Origin of the sequence: Martelella limonii, from assembly GCF_013344475.1 — a bacterium.
GTDB classification, from domain to species: Bacteria; Pseudomonadota; Alphaproteobacteria; order Rhizobiales; family Rhizobiaceae; genus Martelella; species Martelella limonii.
The window spans coordinates 204,075-222,718 of sequence record NZ_JABUOU010000003.1 but is presented as its reverse complement, the minus strand read 5'-3'; the positions used below and the strand labels follow the sequence as shown (position 1 = coordinate 222,718).

13 protein-coding genes are annotated in these 18,644 nt (G+C 61.9%); 8 read left to right on the top strand and 5 right to left on the bottom strand.

Annotated features, from left to right (window positions below):
• Positions 1 to 29: 29 nt before the first annotated feature.
• From modC to modA, 3 genes are read right to left on the bottom strand one after another with little or no spacing between them, the layout of a single operon-like run.
• Positions 30 to 1,100 (bottom strand): molybdenum ABC transporter ATP-binding protein, encoded by a 1,071-nt coding sequence (gene modC / locus HPQ62_RS08720; RefSeq protein ID WP_174802156.1) that lies wholly within the window; start codon positions 1,098 to 1,100, stop codon positions 30 to 32.
• Entirely contained in the window at positions 1,097 to 1,762 is a 666-nt protein-coding gene (modB, locus tag HPQ62_RS08715; protein WP_174802155.1) for a molybdate ABC transporter permease subunit, read from the bottom strand. Before modB ends, modC begins: the two co-directional genes overlap by 4 nt.
• A 32-nt stretch (positions 1,763 to 1,794) precedes the next feature.
• A complete protein-coding gene (modA, locus tag HPQ62_RS08710) occupies positions 1,795 to 2,547 on the bottom strand; it encodes a molybdate ABC transporter substrate-binding protein (protein ID WP_174802154.1) in 753 nt (250 codons plus the stop codon).
• A gap of 180 nt (positions 2,548 to 2,727) precedes the next feature.
• Between modA and HPQ62_RS08705 the strand changes: the two genes are divergently transcribed.
• The 5 genes from HPQ62_RS08705 (at position 2,728) to HPQ62_RS08685 (ending at position 10,684) form a co-directional block, all read left to right on the top strand.
• Positions 2,728 to 5,142 carry a glycoside hydrolase family 2 protein gene (locus HPQ62_RS08705; protein ID WP_174802153.1) on the top strand — a complete coding sequence of 805 codons (2,415 nt, stop codon included), beginning with the start codon at positions 2,728 to 2,730 and terminating at the stop codon, positions 5,140 to 5,142.
• A 192-nt stretch (positions 5,143 to 5,334) separates the two neighbouring features.
• A complete protein-coding gene (locus HPQ62_RS08700; RefSeq protein ID WP_174802152.1) occupies positions 5,335 to 7,143 on the top strand; it encodes an ABC transporter ATP-binding protein in 1,809 nt (602 codons plus the stop codon).
• 238 nt (positions 7,144 to 7,381) lie between these two features.
• Positions 7,382 to 7,798: a universal stress protein gene (locus tag HPQ62_RS08695; RefSeq protein WP_174802151.1), complete on the top strand. Its 417-nt coding sequence runs from the start codon at positions 7,382 to 7,384 to the stop codon at positions 7,796 to 7,798.
• 78 nt (positions 7,799 to 7,876) lie between these two features.
• Positions 7,877 to 9,490, top strand: coding sequence for a BCCT family transporter (locus HPQ62_RS08690; RefSeq protein ID WP_174802150.1), 1,614 nt, complete (start codon positions 7,877 to 7,879; stop codon positions 9,488 to 9,490).
• 471 nt (positions 9,491 to 9,961) lie between these two features.
• A complete protein-coding gene (locus HPQ62_RS08685) occupies positions 9,962 to 10,684 on the top strand; it encodes a GntR family transcriptional regulator (protein WP_174802149.1) in 723 nt (240 codons plus the stop codon).
• A gap of 9 nt (positions 10,685 to 10,693) precedes the next feature.
• Here HPQ62_RS08685 and apbC read toward each other — a convergent pair whose 3' ends face one another.
• Positions 10,694 to 11,791 carry an iron-sulfur cluster carrier protein ApbC gene (apbC, locus tag HPQ62_RS08680; protein WP_174802148.1) on the bottom strand — a complete coding sequence of 366 codons (1,098 nt, stop codon included), beginning with the start codon at positions 11,789 to 11,791 and terminating at the stop codon, positions 10,694 to 10,696.
• Between the two features lie 571 nt (positions 11,792 to 12,362).
• Here apbC and HPQ62_RS08675 point away from each other — a divergent pair.
• From HPQ62_RS08675 to HPQ62_RS08665, 3 genes are read left to right on the top strand one after another with little or no spacing between them, the layout of a single operon-like run.
• Complete coding sequence (locus HPQ62_RS08675) at positions 12,363 to 13,247, top strand: SMP-30/gluconolactonase/LRE family protein (protein WP_425312619.1); 885 nt, start codon at positions 12,363 to 12,365, stop codon at positions 13,245 to 13,247.
• A gap of 41 nt (positions 13,248 to 13,288) precedes the next feature.
• Positions 13,289 to 15,130, top strand: coding sequence for a DNA mismatch repair endonuclease MutL (gene mutL / locus HPQ62_RS08670; RefSeq protein ID WP_174802146.1), 1,842 nt, complete (start codon positions 13,289 to 13,291; stop codon positions 15,128 to 15,130).
• A 27-nt stretch (positions 15,131 to 15,157) separates the two neighbouring features.
• Complete coding sequence (locus HPQ62_RS08665) at positions 15,158 to 15,385, top strand: DUF2093 domain-containing protein (protein ID WP_174802145.1); 228 nt, start codon at positions 15,158 to 15,160, stop codon at positions 15,383 to 15,385.
• Between the two features lie 119 nt (positions 15,386 to 15,504).
• On the opposite strand, the gene HPQ62_RS08660 is transcribed toward HPQ62_RS08665, so the two are convergent.
• Complete coding sequence (locus HPQ62_RS08660) at positions 15,505 to 18,393, bottom strand: tetratricopeptide repeat protein (protein ID WP_174802144.1); 2,889 nt, start codon at positions 18,391 to 18,393, stop codon at positions 15,505 to 15,507.
• Positions 18,394 to 18,644: the final 251 nt, after the last annotated feature.

Here is an 18,644-nt window from a genome sequence, read left to right as displayed (position 1 = left end):
GATATATTTATATCAGCAAATCATTATGTCTAATCGAAGATGGCAACGGACTTGATCTGCGCATAGACGTTCATGCCAGGCTTGAGGTCGAGAAGATGCACCGAACGCGCGGTGACGCGGGCCATGACAATCCGGTTGCCGATGGCAAGATGCACGATCATGACGGCGGGATGATCGCCGCGGGCGATCTCGCGCACGATTGCCGGCACCCGGTTGATGATCGAGACGTTCGGTTGCTCGCTGAGCGCGATCGAAACATCGCGGGCGTGGATCATCAGCCGCACCGGATCTCCGACTTCGCGGTGGGTATGGGCGATCCACAGGGCTCCGCCATCGAACTTTGCGAGCGCAAGCTGCCAGCGCAGATCGATATCGGCGATGACGGCATCGATCGCGATCCCCGCCCGGCGCTCATGCGCCATCGGGAGGTCGAGCCGCGTCAGCGTGTCCTCGGTCGGTCCCGATGCGATGATCCTGCCATCGCGCATCACCGCCAGATGATCGGCAAGCCGTGCCACTTCGTCGGGCGCGTGGGTGACGTAGAGAACCGGGATCGATAGGGTCTCCCTTAAGCTCTGCAGATAGGGAAAGATCTCCTGTCGTGCATGGATGTCGAGGGCGGACATCGGCTCGTCCATCAGCAAGAGTTTCGGCTGAGAGAGCAGCGCCCGGGCGATCGCCACGCGCTGCCGCTCGCCGCCCGAAAGCCTTGCCGGCATGCGCTGGAGGAGGTCGCCGAGCCCGAGGAGGGCGACGAGCGCGTCGCGGTCAGTCTTGCCCTCCCTTCGCGCGCGTTTTTCGGCATAGCGCAGATTGTCGTTGACGCTGAGATGGGGGAAGAGGTTCGCCTGCTGGAACACATAGCCCACCTCGCGCCGGTGCGGCGGACGGAAGGTCTTGTCGTCCTGCCAGACCTCGCCATCGATGGTGAAGTGACCCTTCGGCAAATTTTCAAGTCCTGCAAAACAGCGCAGCAGGCTCGACTTGCCGCAGCCCGACGGTCCGAAGAGAGCGGTGACGCCGCGATCTGGAAAGCGGAAACCGGCATCGAGATGGAACTGGCCGAAATCGCCGGCGAAACGGGCTTCAAGCTTGTTCATGGAAATCGCCTCCGCATGCGGCGCTCGATCAGCATAGTCGTGAGGATGACGATGAAGGAAAATGCCAGCATGCCTGCCGCCAGGATATGCGCCTTTTCCCATTGCAGCGTTTCGACATAATCGTAGATCGCGACCGAGAGGACCTTGGTCTCTCCCGGAATATTGCCGCCGATCATCAGCACCACGCCGAATTCGCCGACGGTGTGGGCAAAGCCCAGGATCGCGCCGGTCAGAAGGCCGGGGCGTGCAAGCGGCAGGGCGATCGAGAAGAACCGGTCGATCGGACCGGCCCTGAGGGTGGAGGCGGCCTCCATGGGGTCATTGCCGATCGCCTCGAAGGCGTTGCGCACGGGCTGGACGGCAAAGGGCAGGGAGTAGATCACCGACCCGACGACAAGGCCGGCAAAGGTGAAGGGGAGAGAGAAACCGATCGTATCGGCGATCCCACGGCCAAGAGGACTTTGCGGGCTGAGCGCAATCAGAAGGTAGAAGCCGAGCACGGTGGGCGGCAACACCAGCGGCAACGCCACGATCGCGCCCACGATCTCCTTCCACCATCGGTGCGAGCGCGCCAGCCACCAGGCGAGCGGCACGCCGAACAGCATCAGGAACAGGGTCGTGACGCTGGCAAGTTTCAGCGTCAGGAATACGGCTTCCAACATCTCTTGCGCTCCAAGCCCATTCCCGACTGCGGTTACTGACCGGGCAAGCGGTATCCGTGGTTTCCGACAATTTTACGGGCGACATCGCCCTTCAGGAAGCTCATAAACGCGCGCGCTGCCAAATTGTTCGCCCCCGTTTTCAAAAGAACGGCATCCTGGGCGATCGGGGCATAAAGCGTTTCGGGGATCTCGTAGCGGGAACCGTCCTTTCTGTCGATCACCTGCGACAGCGCGACGAAGCCGAGCGATGCGTTTCCGGTGGCGACGAACTGATAGGCCTGGGTGATGTTTTCGCCCGTCACCAGCCGGTCGGCGAGCCGGTCATAGACGCCGAGCGCTTGCATCGCCTCGACGGCCGCTGTGCCATAAGGGGCCGTGGCGGGGTTGGCGATGGCCAGCTTGCCGAAGCGCTCGGGGTGCAGCAGCACGCTGCCATCGCCGTCGACGAGATCCGGATCAACGCTGTAGAGCACCAGCGCACCCAGCGCGTAGGTAAAGGCGCTGCCCGCCACGGCAAAGCCTTCCGCGATGGCTCGTGCGGGCCGTGATACGTCGGCGGCGAGATAGACGTCGAACGGCGCGCCATGGATGATCTGCGCATATAGCCTGCCGGTCGAGCCGAAGCTCAGCAGCACGTCATGGCCGGTTTCATCGTGAAACGCCTCCGCGATTTCCTCCGCGGTGCCCGTGAAGTTGGCGGCAACGGCAACCGTGACCTCGCCCGAAAGCGCGGATCGTGGGGGAAGAGGAAGAATGAGGAGGGCAAGGAGAACAAGTCGGCGCATTGCGGTATCCGGTGCGGTCTGGATTGCGATCTTGCCCCGCGACGGACGCCGGGTCAAATCGGACATGCAAAGGCCCATCCCGGTGCAAATTTCGTGACTGGCTCTTTAAAATCGCTTCGATTGTGCCGATAAGGCTTTGGAGGCTTCGCGACGACCATGCAGACCAACGGACGAAACATCATGACCGATATTCTCAATCTCAACGAAGACTGGACGTTTGCGACGGGAGACCATCAGATCACGCTGTCGGCGCCCGGCGATGTCCTGTCCGCCCTCCTTTCCGCAGGCAAGGTTGAAGATCCGTACTATCGCGACAATGAAACCAGGACGGACTGGGTGCATGAAGCCGAATGGGTGGCGGTGAAACGCTTCAACCTTTCTGAGATCGATGGCGGCCGTTTCACGCTCCGCTTCGAAAGCGTCGACTGCTTGGCCGAAGTCAGCGTCAACGGTCAACCGGCAGGCCGCTGCGAGAGCCAGTTCCTGCGCTATGATTTCGATGTGACGGCGCTTCTGCGCGAAGGCGAGAACGAGATTTCGGTTCGGTTTCTGTCGAACTCGCGGGAAGCCGAAAAGCGCGCCGAAGCCTCCGAATTTCCGGTGCCCTATACCAAGAATAACCGCATCGGCCATTTCAATTTCCTGCGCCGCGCGCAGTGCCATGGCGGCTGGGACTGGGGGATCGCGCTGTCGCCGCTCGGGTTTTACGGCGACATCACGCTGCAGCGCACCGGCGATCTGAGGCTTGATGACGTCGCCATCCGCCAGCGGCATGCGTCGGGCGCGGTCGAGCTTGACGTCACATTCCACGCCTTTGCCTTCGCGCCTTGCGAGGGTGAGGCGGCAGTCGAGATTGATGGCAGGCGTGCGACGGCTGCCATTACCGCCTGGCCTGGCGAAACCCGGGTGACGGTGACCGTGCGCGTCGAGGAGCCGCGGCTCTGGTGGCCGGCAGGCGACGGCGAACAGGCGTTCTACGATCTTTCCGTTTCGCTTGGCGGGCAGTCCCGCACGATGCGGATCGGCTTGCGCAGCGTCGAGCTGCTGACCCACGCCGACACGATCGGCAACCGCTTCGCCTTCCGCATCAATGGCCGCGAGATCTTCATGAAGGGCGCGAACTGGATTCCCGGTGATGCCCTGCCGGCGCGGGCCACGCCCGATCAGGTGCGCGATCTCCTGCAATCGGCCGTCGATGCGAACATGAACATGATCCGCGTCTGGGGCGGTGGCCAGTATGAGGCCGACTGGTTCTACGAGATCTGCGACGAACTCGGCATCATGATCTGGCAGGACTTCATGTTCGCCTGCAATCTCTATCCCGCCCATGAGCGCGCGTTTCTGGATCTGGTGCGCAAGGAGGCCCGCCAGCAATTGCGAAGGCTGTCGCGCTTTGCCTCGATTGCGCTCTGGTGCGGCGACAACGAACTGGTCGGCGCGCTCACCTGGTACGATGTCAGCCTCAACAACCGGGACCGTTATCTCGCGATCTATGACCGCCTCAATCATGCGCTGGAAGAGGCGGTGGAGGACGAGGATATCGGCCTGCCGTTCCGCCCGTCCTCGCCTTCGGTCGGGAGGCTCGATTTCGGCGACGGCTGGCATGTCGACACCTCCGGCGACATGCATTTCTGGGATGTCTGGCACTCGGCCAAGGATTTCGAGCATTACCGCACGGTGCGCCCGCGCTTCTGCTCGGAATTCGGCTTCCAGTCCTTCCCGTCGATGCGGGTGATCGAAAGCTTCACCGCGCCGGAGGACCGCAATGTGTCGTCGGCCGTGATGGACGTTCACCAGCGCAATGTCGGCGGCAACAGCCGGATCGTGGAAACGATCGCGCGCTATTTCCGCTTCCCCGACAGTTTCGAGGACATGGTCTATCTGAGCCAGCTCTCGCAGGGCCTGGCGATGAAGACCGCGATCGAGTTCTGGCGCTCCAACAAGCCGCGCACCATGGGAACGCTGTTCTGGCAGCTGAACGACACCTGGCCGGTCGCTAGCTGGTCGAGCCTCGAATATGGCGGCGGCTGGAAGACCACGCAGTATCTCGCCCGCCGCTTCTTCGCGCCCCTGATGGTGACGGCCGAGCCCGATCCCGAGACCGGCGCGATCGTTCTGCTTGCGGTTTCGGATATTGACGACGGCAGGAAGATTACGGTGCGGCTGCGCGGCGTCGATGCTGCAAGCGGGGCCGTTTCTGAACTGGGTAAATATCAGGCGACGACGAGCATCGACACGGTCGTCGAGATCGCGCGCATCAGGCCCGAAAGCCTCGGCGCCGGCGTGTTTCTCGTGTTCGACTGGCGCGATGATGACGGCGTGGTTCTCGGCGAGAACGAGTATCTGCCGGAGCGTCCGAAAGCCTATCGCTTCCAGGAACCCGTCATCACCGTCCATCAGGAGGATGGACATATCCGCCTGTCGACCGATCGCCCGGCGCTCTATGTCACCTATGATCATGGCGGCGACGATATCTATTCGGACAATTGCTTCACGCTGCTGCCCGGCGAGGACAAGGTGCTGACGGTGACCCGCAAGCGGACCTCGCATCTGGCCACGGGAGGGGATAAAGCGGTGCTTTATATGCGGGGCTAGGGCGAGCATATTGCGAGACCAAGAAGACACACCTGCAAGGGCTTAGGGCGCCGCCGACGGGCCGAGGGCTTGCCCTTGCGGGACGATTGGCCTATTTGTCAGCCGCCGATGCCGATGGGACGATGAGCGCACCAGCGTGTTGCCTCCCCGCGACAGCGAAGGGCCCTAATCGTTATGGAACAGCGCATACCAATGCAAAAGACTACGTTTTTCACGCGTATCGCCGACAAGGTGGCCGCGCGCTTTATTCCTTTGGCAAACCGCAGCCTGCTCTACCGCTTGCTTTCGGAGAACCTGCGTGCCCAGGCGCCCTGGTATGCTCTGGCGACCGTTGCGATGCTGATCGTGGCCGGCATGACGGCCATGAGCGCCTGGATCATGAAGGATATCGTCAACGAGACGGTCGTCTCCCAGAACATGAATCGGATGTTCATGCTCGCCGGAGGCGTTGCTGGCATTTTCATTGTTAAAGGCATTGCTACTTATTTCCAGATCGTGATCCTGAGCAAGGCTGGCAACAACATCATCGCCAAGGCGCAAAGCAGCATTTTCAGCCGGATTCTGCAGCAGGACCTGAATTTCTTCATCCGTTTCCCGTCTTCCGACCTTGTCATGCGTCTGACCAACAATGCCCAGGCGGCACGCACGGCAATGGATTTGATCCTGACCTCGGCAATCCGCGACCTGTTTTCGCTCGTCGGGCTGGTGATCGTCATGTTCATCCAGCAGCCTGTCCTGTCGCTTGTTTCCTTTATTCTCGGACCGGCAGCTTTCATCGGCGTTCGCTACCTGACCAACAAGGTCCGCTTTATCATGGCGCAGGAACTGACTGCGTTCACCAAGATCATCGAGAGTGTCCAGGAAGCCTCCACAGGCGTTCGCATCATCAAGGCCTTCGGCCTCGAAAACCATATGCGCGAGCGCATGGACATGCAGGTCACGCAGGTGGAGCATCGCGCCAACAGCATCGCAAAGCTTTCAGCGGCCACAAGCCCGATCATGGAAACGTTGTCGGGGCTGGCGATTGCAGGTGTTATTGCGCTGAGCGGCCTCTGGGTCGTAGGAGGCACCCAGACACCCGGCGAGCTGATGTCATTCATTACCGCCCTGCTTCTGGCGTACGAGCCGGCCAAGCGCCTGGCGCGCATGCGCGTCAATCTCGAAACGGCGATGGTGGGCGTGAGGATGATGTACGAGATCAAGGATCATCCGATCATGCTGACCGAAGCCGAAGACGCCCAGCCGGTGCCCCCGGGCGGTGGCGAGGTCATCTTCGAAGATGTCGGCTTCTCCTACGACGTGAACAAGCCCCTGTTCGAAAATCTCAATCTTGTTTTCCCTGCGGGCAAGACAACGGCGCTCGTGGGGGCGTCCGGCGGCGGCAAGTCGACGATTCTCAATCTCGTCATGCGCATGTTCGATCCCGAAAAAGGCAGGATTACCGTCAACGGTCTCGATCTGCGGCGGATCTCCTTTGAGTCGCTCAGATCGCACATGGCCTATGTCGGGCAAGACACCTTCCTGTTCAACGGAACGGTGCGGGACAATATCGGCCTCGGCCGCGAAGGCGCGACCGAAGAAGAGATCATCCAGGCCGCCAAGGATGCGCATGCGCATGATTTCATCATGAACATGCAGAATGGTTACGATTCGCCCGTGGGCGAAAACGGCGGCAATCTTTCCGGCGGTCAGAAGCAGCGCCTGGCGATTGCACGTGCCATGTTGCGCAACGCCGACATCCTGATCCTGGACGAGGCGACAAGCGCGCTCGATTCCTATGCCGAGTCGCTTGTTCAGGACGCCCTGAAGCGGTTGACGGAAGGGCGGACCACGATCGTGATCGCCCACCGACTCTCCACCATTACATCGGCGGACAACATCATCGTTCTGGAAGACGGCAAGATCCTGGAACAGGGAGCGCAACGCGAGCTTTTGGCCCATGATGGTCCCTATCGCAAGCTTTACGAGCTTCAGATCCTGCCGCAGCTAGAAAACGCCTGATCACGCCCTATCTTGGTCTCGCAGGCCATGGCAGCCGCCGGTTGCCATGGCTTTTTTGTTTTACACGCCTGCTTTTCCGTCGCTCGAACCCCAGCTGTTTGCGGGGAGAGCTTCGAATGCTAAACGAAATGTGGCTTTTTCGTGTTCGGCATATGTCGTGCCGGGAGAAAGCTCCGCCAAGCGAGTGGGTGAGGGAAGGAACCCGGCGGGTCGGCAAACCCGCAAATCAGGAAATGCGATGTTTCAGAAAATCATGGTACCCGTCGATCTGGCCCATGCGGACAAGCTTGAACGCGCGCTGAAGGCGGCTGGCGATCTCGGCAAGCTTTACGGCGCTTCAATCGTTTATGTCGGCGTGACATCTTCCGCGCCAGGCGCCCTTGGCCACAATCCGGAAGAATACCGCAACAAGCTTCGGGCTTTTGCAGAACTTCAAGGCGATGCAGCCGGCATCGCGGCCGAAAGTCACGTGATCGTCGCGCATGATCCTGCCGTCGACCTCAACCAGTCGCTTGCGCGCTGTGTCGACGAACTCGGTTGCGACATGGTGGTCATGGCGACACACGTCCCTAATCTCGCAGACCACTTCATGCACGCGCACGGCGGACAGCTTGCGACCCACACCCGTGCCTCGGTGCTTCTGGTGCGCGGCTGAACATTCAAGACATATCAATTCGGATCGTCCGATCGCCGGGCCAGGAACGGTCAGGTGAGATCAAACAAGGAGCTATTCATGTCCGATACGGGGATACCCGAGCCGGAAGGCGAAACAGACATCATCGAAACCGATTACGAGATCGGTCAGGACAATATCACCACCACGATCGGTCCGTTTGGGCTCGACGTGCACAATCCGGTTTTTCTGATCTCGGGGCTCGCGGTCGTCGCCTTCGTTCTGGTGACGCTTGCTTTCCAGGATCAGGCTGAAACCGTCTTCAACGGCATGCGTGACTGGCTGACCTCGACCTTCGACTGGTTCTTCCTGCTCGCCGGCAATGTCTTCGTGCTGCTTGGCATCTATCTGATCTTTTCGCCCTACGGCAAGATCCGCCTCGGCGGCGCCGATGCCAAGCCGGATTATTCCTATATGGGCTGGTTCTCCATGCTGTTTGCCGCTGGCATGGGCATTGGTCTGATGTTCTACGGCGTTTCGGAGCCGATCTCGCATTACACGTCCTCGATTGCAGAGAATGCCGGATCGCCGGAAAGCTGGGCCCCGCTCGGCGGCGCGCCCGGAGATCAGGCGAAGGCGCAGTCGATGGCAATGGCCGCCACGATCTTCCACTGGGCGCTTCATCCGTGGGCGATCTACGCCATCGTTGCCCTGTCGCTGGCGCTGTTTTCCTATAACAAGGGACTGCCGCTTGCTATGCGCTCGGTGTTCTATCCGATCTTCGGCGAACGGGTCTGGGGCTGGGTCGGCCACGTCATCGATATTCTGGCGGTGCTTGCGACGCTCTTTGGACTGGCGACGTCTCTTGGCATCGGCGCGGAGCAGGCCAATGCCGGCCTGAACCACATCTTCGGCCTGCCGGTCAGCGAGGTTTCGAAGGTCGTGCTGATCGTGTTCATCACCGGCATTGCGCTGACCTCGGTGATCGCGGGCATGGATGCGGGCGTCCAGCGGCTTTCGATGATCAACATGGGCCTTGCCGCGATCCTGCTGCTGTTCGTGATCGTGGTTGGTCCGACGGCCTATATCCTGAAGGGGCTGTTCTCGAACTTCTTCGATTACGCCCGCTACCTTCCGGAGCTTGCCAATCCGTTCGGCCGCTCCGACAAGAATTTCATGGATGGCTGGACCTCGTTCTACTGGGCCTGGTGGATTTCCTGGTCGCCCTTCGTCGGCATGTTCATCGCCCGCGTTTCGCGCGGCCGCACGGTGCGCGAGTTCATCACCTGCGTGCTGGTGATCCCCTCGGTCGTTTCGATCGTCTGGATGACGGTGTTCGGCGATACCGCCATTCGCGAAATCGTGGTCAGCAACTATCAGGCGCTCGCCGATGCATCGCTTGATCTGAAGCTGTTCATCATGCTGGAGGCGTTGCCGCTTTCCACCATCACTTCGGTCATCGGTATCGTTCTGGTCATCGTGTTCTTCGTGACCTCGTCGGACTCGGGCTCCATCGTGATCGATACGATTACGGCAGGGGGCAAGGTCGATGCGCCGGTGCCGCAGCGCGTGTTCTGGGCAAGTTTCGAAGGTCTCGTCGCCATCGCGCTTCTGCTCGGCGGCGGCCTGACGGCGCTCCAGGCGATGGCGGTGTCGACGGGCTTCCCGTTCACGATCGTCCTGCTGCTGGCCTGCTTCGGCACCATCAAGGGGCTCCGCAGCGAACCGCACTAGACGGCTTTGCAGTCGACACAATCCGGCGGCGCCCCACGGGGCGCCGTTTTTTGTTGGGGCGAGCACGCAGGCTCACGATCGGCGCGTCGGCTAGAACTGGCGCGTGACCCCGTGCTGGAGCGTGACGCCCCTGAGCGCTTGCAACTTTGGTGAGACGCGGGTAAATGGTTATGCAACCAGTTGCACTGATAGGATGTTAATTGCCCGCTTCAGTCGAAATATGCAGCTTGTGGACGTTTTTCAGGTCGCCGCACTTCCGAACGGAGGCGAGGAAAAACGCCGTGAATGCGCACCACAGCGTTTCATCGAGAGAGGGCGCTCCCATCGGATTTCGGCTAAAGCCGCCGGAAGACACCTTACCAAACTGTAAGGCCGCTGGCAGGCGGATGCCGCATTTCCGCTCAAATCCAGGCTATCTACGGTGATCCCGAAAGCCCGCCGCGCGTCGAACGCACGGCTTCGGAGAGACGTATGAGTGCACCGCGCCACAAGCAGCTGACCCGCAAGCTCAGGGAAGACATCACCTCAGGCCGCATCAGGATCGGCGATCGCCTGCCACCGGAGGTGGAATTCGCGCAATTGTGCGGCGTAAGCAGAACAACGCTCAGACGCGCGCTGAGCGAGCTGGAGGCGGAGGGGCTCGTGGCCCGGCGCAAACGGGTGGGCACGGTCGTCGCCTCGCAAACGCCGCAGCAGCATTTCCGGATGCGGACCAACAGCCTGCCGGAAATGATGCGGGTCACGCGTGAAACCGCGCTCGAGATCTGGTCGACCCGGATGATCGGCGGCGTTGACGAGCCGCTGCTGCGGGGCAGGGACAGCCCCGAGGAAGGCTGGCTTGAGGTAACGGCGGTGCGCCGCATGCCCGGCCGTCTCCGGCCATTCTGCTGGAGCCGGATCTTCGCGGCCGGCGCCTATGCCGGCATCGAGGCGTCCCTTTCCCGCCACAAGCTCGAATCCGTTTTCGGTCTGATCGAGGAACTTTACGATCGGCCGGTTATCAAGCTTGTGCAGAATGTGACCGCTGTTGCCTGTCCCGCCGGGGCGGCCGATGCCATGGGCATCTCCGCCATGGCGCCCGCGCTCTGCATCGAATCCGAACTCTACAGCCACCACGACGAGCTGATCCAGGTGACGCATAGCATCTATGATCCCGCCCGGTTCCAGCTGCGCAACGAAGCGTTTCTGGGGTAGGCAGGCGCCTCAATCGAAGACGATCGAGGGCGCCTTTTTCGTCTGTGCCTTCATGCCTGCGAGAACCGATCGGGCAATCCGGCGGTAGGCGTCGGCGTGCGGGCCGTCAGGCGCATCGACAACGACTGGCGTCCCGGCGTCGGATTTTTCCCGGATATCGATTGCAAGCGGGACTTCACCGAGAAATGGCACATCGATTTTCTCCGCCTCGTTCCTGGCCCCGCCATGGCCGAAGATGTGGTGCGTCGCGCCGCAATCCGGGCAGATGAATGTGCTCATGTTCTCCACGATGCCGAGGACCGGCACGGAGACCTTGTTGAACATCGCAATCGCCTTGCGGGCGTCGATGAGGGCGAGATCCTGCGGCGTGGATACCACCACGCTGCCGGCAAGCGGCACCTGCTGCGCCATGGTCAGCTGCGCATCACCGGTCCCGGGTGGCATGTCGACAACCAGCACATCGAGCTCGCCCCAGGCCACTTCGCGCAGCATCTGCATCAGTGCCGACTGGACCATCGGGCCACGCCAGATCACGGCGGTGCCCTCATCAACGAGGAAGCCGATCGACATCACCTTCAGGCCAAATTTTTCCATCGGCATGATGGTCCGGCCCGGTCCCTGCATGGGGCGTCCGGACAGGCCGAAAAGGCGGGGGATGGAAGGGCCGTAGATATCGGCATCGAGGATGCCGACGCGAAGCCCTTCGGCGGCAAGGCCGAGCGCCAGATTGACCGATGTCGTGGATTTGCCGACCCCACCCTTGCCGGAGGCAACGGCAATGATCTTGCCGATTCCGGGAATATCCGGTTTCGCGGGCTTTGCCGGTTGCGGCGGCGGCGGGGCCTTGCCGGCCGTGGCAGGCTTGTCCGCCGTCAGCGACACGAAGGCCTGTTTCGCGCCGGGTATCGCCCCGGCTGCCCTGGCGGCCGCCAGACGCACCGGTTCGAAAGCCGCAGCATCGCCGCCCGGTACGCTCAAAGAAAAATAGATCTTGCCGTCGGTCACGAAAATATCCGAGACGAGCCCGCTGGAGGCCAGGGGTTTTCCATCAGGCAGGTTCACGGCCTCAAGGCTTTTGAGAACTTGCTGGCTGGTGATTTCACTCATGCGACATGCCTCTGCGTTTCCTCACACCTAGATAGGTGGAAAAGCCTCCGACGCCAATGAAAAAGCCGGAGGAAGGTGGACGCGGACTTGGCAGGTGATGGGGACTCTTCAAAGCAAAACGATAGAAACGCCGGCGCTTGTGAAAGAACCCGAAGGATCGAAGCGCCGGCGTTTCTATTGTCTTGCATTCGCGCTCTTGGGCGCGTGTTTGTTTTCATCCCCTCTGGAACTTTCGAGAAGATGGACTATTCGCTTTGCCATTGCAAGCGGCTTTTTTCCGTTCGGAACAATGATTTAGACTCAAACTATTCTTGGCGGTGCAATGGTGGTGTTGCTGCAATGCACAAATTATTGACTCCGCTCATTTTTTGAGCCCGGGCCTGCGCCTGCGGCGCACTGTCGCAGGGCAAAAAAATGTCATCAGGATGTCGCCGAACGGGTGTGGGGAAGACCGTTCGCAAAATACAGCGCTTGATTTATCGTGCCAGCTTGTCTTTGTTCAGTCAGACGCTTCGTGACAGGCGCGGCAACCGCTGCGGCCACACGAAAGGGAAGCGTCCCGGGAGTGAGACTGATGACTGAGACCGTATTCGAGGGCCGCATCCTCGTGAACGACAGGATGTCGCTTGGCGAGGGGCCGGGCTATGACCGCGACACGGACATGATCTGGTGGTTCGACATCAATGCCAGCAAGCTGCATTTGCTCAATGCCTCGACCCGCGACCGCCGCATCATCGCGCTTCCGGAAATGGCGAGCGCGCTGGCGGTTGTCGACGAACAGCGTCAGGTGATCTCGACCGAGACCGGGCTCTATTTCCGCGACATCTCGACCGGGGCGCTTTCGCTCCATGTGGCGATCGAGGCCGACAATGAGGTTACCCGGTCGAATGATGGGCGCGTGCATCAGTCCGGCGCCTTCTGGGTCTCCACCATGGGCAAGAATGTGGAGAAGCAGGCTGGCGCGATCTATCATGTGCTGGAGGGCGTGGTCACCAAGCTGTTCGACAAGATCACGATCCCAAATGCGATCTGCTTCTCGCCCGATGGCGCTACCGGCTATTTCGTCGATACCGATGCCAATCAGCTGATGTCCGTGCCGCTTGCGCCGGAAACCGGCCTTCCGACGGGCCCTGCCAGCGTGTTCATCGACACCGCCCACATGCCGGGCGGCATGGACGGCGCGGTCTGCGATGGCGACGGCAATATCTGGAACGCCCGTTATGGCGCCGGCGTGCTCGACCACTATGATGCCACTGGCAAGCTTGTGATGCGCTACCAGCTCCCCGCCCGCCAGCCGACATGCCCGGCCTTCATCGGCCGCGATGGCGGCTGGATGATGGTGACGAGCGCAGCCCAGGATACGGTTGCGCGCGAAGAGCCGAATGCCGGTAATTGCTTTGCGCTCGTCACCGGCGCCAAACCGCGCTTCGATCCCGCCTATCGCGCGGGGCGCTGAAACGGCGTGGTGCAAAAACGCGAATCTGTTATGACTGCGCCATGAGCATCAGACAGCTTTCCGAAACCGTCATCAACCAGATTGCAGCCGGCGAGGTCATCGAGCGGCCGGCGAGCGCTGCCAAGGAACTGGTGGAAAATGCGCTCGATGCCGGCGCCACCCGGATCGAGATCGCCACCGCCGGGGGCGGCAAGGCGCTTTTGCGCGTCACCGACAACGGTTCCGGCATGGGCCGGGAAGATCTCGCGCTCGCGGTCAGGCGCCACTGCACGTCCAAGATCACAGCCGACCTGATGGATATCCGCACGCTCGGCTTTCGCGGGGAGGCGCTGCCCTCGATCGGCTCGGTCGCCAGGCTTTCGATTTCGAGCCGGACGCGCGAGGCCGGTGAAGGCTACCGGATTGTGCTTGAAGGCGGCCGCGCCGGCGACACCGAGCCGGCGCCGGTCAATCCAGGCACGATCGTCGAGGTTCGCGATCTGTTTTTCGCCACGCCCGCGCGCCTCAAGTTCCTGAAGACGGAGCGGGCCGAGGCCGCGGCAATCACCGAGGTTGTCAAACGCATGGCGCTCGCCTTTCCGGCAACGCGCTTCGTGCTGTCCGGTTCGGACCGGACAACGCTTGAACTGCCGGCAACGGGCGATGACCGCCTTGCCCGCATCGCCCAGGTGCTGGGACGCGATTTCAGGGCGAATGCGATCGAACTGGATGCGGTCCGCGAGGACGTCGCGCTCTCGGGCTTTGCCGGGGTGCCGACCTTCAACCGCGGCAATTCCGGCCATCTCTATGCTTTCGTCAATGGCAGGCCGGTTCAGGACAGGCTGCTGCTGGGAGCAATCCGCGCGGCCTATGCCGAAACCGTGCCGAAGGGGCGCTATCCGGTGGCGGTGCTGTGGTTCACGCTCGATCCGGCGCTGGTCGACGTCAATGTGCATCCGGCAAAGGCCGATGTTCGCTTTCGTGATCCGGCGCTGGTGCGCGGGCTTATCATCGGCGCGATCCGCGAAGCGCTCACGCGTTCGGGCGACCGGGCATCATCGACCGGTGCGGATCAGATGCTGAAGGCTTTCCAGCCGCGGTTTTCGCCTCAGCCGCAAGGTGCGGCCTTCCGGCAGGACTACCAGAGGGCGGAAAATGCCAACTGGTCTGCGCAACGCTCTCCCTATCGTCCGGACGGTTTTGAGGAGCAGCCGCAGGACCGGTATGCAGGCGCACCGGCTTTTACTCGGCCGCAGCGCTTCGAGGGCTTTTCAACGCCGTCGGCGCGCGGCGAGGCGCCGCCGCCCGTGGCCCAGCCCTCCGCCGACCATCCGCTTGGAGCTGCAAGAGCCCAGGTGCATGAGAATTATATCGTGGCCCAGACCGAAACCGGCCTTGTCATCGTCGATCAGCACGCCGCTCATGAGCGGCTGGTCTACGAGGCGCTGCGCACCGCCTTCTCAAGGAGCAGGCTGCCCTCGCAGATGCTGCTGATCCCGGAGATCGTCGACATGCCGGAAGAGGATTGCGACCGGCTGATGCCATTTGCCGATGAACTCTCCCGGCTCGGTCTCGTCTATGAGCGCTTCGGCGCGGGCGCGCTTGCGGTGCGCGAGACGCCGGCGCTGCTGGGCGAGGTCGATGCGGGCGCCCTGATCCGCCAGCTTGCCGATGAGGCTGCGGAATGGGAAACGGCCGATGGGCTGCGCGCGCGGCTCGAAAGCGTGGCCGCCACCATGGCTTGCCATGGTTCGGTGCGTTCGGGCCGGCGCTTGCGCGTCGATGAAATGAATGCTCTTCTCAGGCAGATGGAGACCACGCCGGGCTCCGGCCAGTGCAATCACGGCCGACCAACCTATATTGAACTGAAACTTGCCGATATCGAGCGGCTGTTTGGACGCTGAGGCGCTTGAAAGAGCAGGAGATCGATCATGAACATCTTTGAAAAGAGCGGCCAGGGCGTTGCGCGGATCCGGTATCTGGACGCCAGCTTCGACGTCGTCATTCCCGGCAGCCACGTCGTGTGCGCCGTTACCGGCAAGCCGATCGCGCTTGAAGAATTGCGCTACTGGAGCGTCGCCCGCCAGGAAGCCTATGTCGACGCGCATGCCGCCTTCGAGGCGGAAAAACGCGCCGGCGCGCTTCCGACCCAGGGCTGAAGGCCCGCGCGCCGCAGCCCGCCCAACCTACCGATTTCAGCTTTCGCGATCCGGAAGCGCTGCAGGTCCATGCGGCAAACGCACGTTCGCGGCCTGCGTTCGGGAAGTGACCTTAGGCGTCAGTTGCTGCCGGGCAGGCCAAGCCGGTTGCGGGTGAGCGCGAGGCCTTCCATGCCTTTTGCATTTCCCATCTCGGCCAGCGCGCTGAACACCTTGAAGGCGTCGGTGTAGCGGCCGAGATTGTAATAGGCGTAACCCTTGATCACCATCAGCCCGTTTTCTTCAGGCGCCAGCTGGTTACGCTGGGCAAGCAGCAGAAGCGCATCCTGATAGTGCCCGCTCTGATAGGCCGAGATCGCGCGCGAGGAGAGAATGTCGACCTGCAGGTTGACCTGGCGCTCGCGGCTGAGCGGCTCCTGCGATGCTGCGACAGCGGCCTTGTTGGTAAGGCCTAAGCGCATATAGGCAAGGCTCTGCCCGTAGGCCGCCTCTTCGCGGTTCTTGGCGGACGAGGAGCCGAGTGCGACCTCGAAAGCGCGGGCGGCTTCCGTCGGACGCTGGAGATCCATCAGGCACCAGGCCTGTTTCAGGGCCGCATCCGGTGAAAGGCTCGTGGCGGCGCGTCCGCTCCAGCAGCTTCCGCCTGAAGAGGAAGACGCGGTGCTTGCGGCAACCCGCCGCGTGGAACCGGAGGAAGATGAACTGCGCACAACGGCCGGTTCGACCGAGGCAAGCGGGATGGCGGTGCCTTCCGGCAACATCGTGCCGGCGGGCAGTCTCGAGACCGTGATCTGGTCGCCGGACGTCGCATCCGCGCCGACGACATTCAGGTAGTAGGCCAGCTGGAACTGGCGCAGGTAATCGCGGTTGGCATAGGCCTGCTCGTCGAACCGGTAGATCTCCGTCTGCGGTGACGGCTCGCCGGTGGTGTAGAAGGCGGCCTGGATCTGGGCTGCGGAATATTGATAGCGGTTGCGCTCCGGATCGAGTGCCGTGTTGAGGACCGTCACGGTCTGGACGCCCGTCACCGGGTCGGTGCGGATCATCGAGCGCGGAATGCTGAGCCGTTCGAGTGCCTGCGTGCGGCTTGCCGCATCGCTGCCCCCCGCCACTGCGCCTCCGGCGCCGCCGCCGTAATAATATTGATAGTATTCCGGCACGTAGTTTGCAGGCGCCTCGCTGACCTCGGTGCCGGCGGCGCCCAGCATGCCGGGGGCGGAAACGGGCGCGGTCAGCGCCACGCCGTTTTGCGGCTGGCCGGGTGAGGCTGCGCCTGCTGCACCCCCGATCGGTGTCTGCTGGCCGGTCGCAAGATCGATCTCGGCAATCGGAACGGCAACGATGCGGGAGGTGCCGCCGGTCTCCTTCAGCGTCGTCAGTTCGAAGACGGTCGCCATCATGTTCTCGAGCGTCGTCACCGGGGCGTTCGGATCGTTGAGCCAGGCGATGCGCTCGGAATAGGGCGCCCAGATCTTCTGCATCAGATAGACGCCGGGCTTGTAGTTCATGTTGTTGAGCATCAGCGTCACGCCATAGGCGGCGGGCTCATAGTCGGGCTGCCAGGAAAGCGCTGCCTCGAACCACTGAAGGGCGGCAAGCGGCTGGTCGAGATCGTTGGAGTACCAGCCGAACTGCTGCGCTGCAGTCATGCTCTTGGCTTCGGTGATGACGTCGGCCATGCGCGACAGCACGTCGCTTGCATATTCCTTGCGCGGGATCCGTCCGAGCATCCGCACCACGGCATTGAGATAGGTATCCAGTGCTTCCGCGCTGTCGTTGCGCCAGGGGTACATCACGGCTTCGGCCTCGTCGGCCTTGTCCTGTTCGATCAGGATCAGCGCCAGCCCCTGCGAGATGGTGGCGGAATCGCCTTCTTCCCGGGCCTTGCGGAACCAGGGTTCTGCAGCGGATGAACTGCCGCGGATCAGGAAATACCACGCCAGAAGCTCGGCATCGTTGGCGGAGCCGCTGGTATTGGCAAGCTCTTCCATCGCGGCGAGATCGTCTGCGGACACGATCAGGTTTTCGTCGTCGCCGGCTGCGGCCATGCGGTCGCGCAGCAGGTTGTCGCTGATTTCCTTGAAGTCCGGATTATCGACTTCGTCGGGCTTTTCAAAGCCGATCAGCGTCTTCATGTCGTCATAGGGCATGACGGCAAGGGCCTTCTGAAGCGTTGCAAGGCGCTCCTTGGTGTCCTCGCAATTCTTCATGATGTAGGTGTAGTCGTCCATAGCCCGGCCGAGCTTGTCGGTCTTGGCGAAAGCCTCGCCGACGAGCCAGAGCACGTTGATTTCCGCGCAGGTCAGGATGCTTGGCGACTGCGATGCAAGATCGATGACCTTTTCGTAATCGCCGGCTTCGGAGGCCTTTAGAAGATTGGCTCGGTTTTCGGCGATCTGCAGGCGATCGACGAGGTCGGCGGGCGGGTTCCAGTCCGGTTCTTCCACCCTGCGGGCCTGGATCATCTGGCGAACCTGATCGTAATTGCCCTCGGCATAGGCCTTCCACATGGCGTTGAGCTGTTCGTCCTCGCCGTCCTCGACCGCCAGCGGATTGGCCGGCGGGGTCCAGTTCGGATAGAGCGAGCGAAGGCGCGAGATTTCCGCCTGAAGACGCTGCAGGTCGCCCTGCTGGGCGAAATAGCGCAACGCGCTTTCATCAACCGGTGCACGCTCCGGCTCCTGGGTCGGCTGGGCGACGGTCTGCTGGGCAGGCGTCTGGGGCGATGTCGTGGTCTGCGGCAGCGTAGTGTTGGAGGGCAGGTTGCGCAGGTCGTCCGATGGCTCCTGGGCTCTCGCCTCGGAAACCGCATTGAACCGCACGGAAGGCTCCGGCGCAGCGGGCTTTGGTGCATCGTCGCTGACAATCTGCTGATAGGCGTCGCGAAAGGCATCGGTCGGCTCTGCGAGCGCGGTCGAGACCGGGAGCCTGCGCCCGGGCGCATTCATGCTGACTGCACCGATCATGGCGATCGCGCCCGCTGTCAGTGCGATATACGTCAGCTTCATGGCATCCTTACTCCGGCAGAGCGTCTCGACGGCATGGCCATCGCATTCTGTTCCAGGCATGCGCTGCGTGCATGGAGCCCGACACGAACATCCGTTCGATAAAATGTATCGGTCGCCTCACGCGCTCGCATCACGCTTCCCTGTGTACGGGTTCTTTTGAACATGGTCTCAAACACTACAAACACGAATTGTCGTTAAGAAATATTAAAAACCGGGCGTCAGCCGACAAACTTTCAGGGTATTTGTTAATT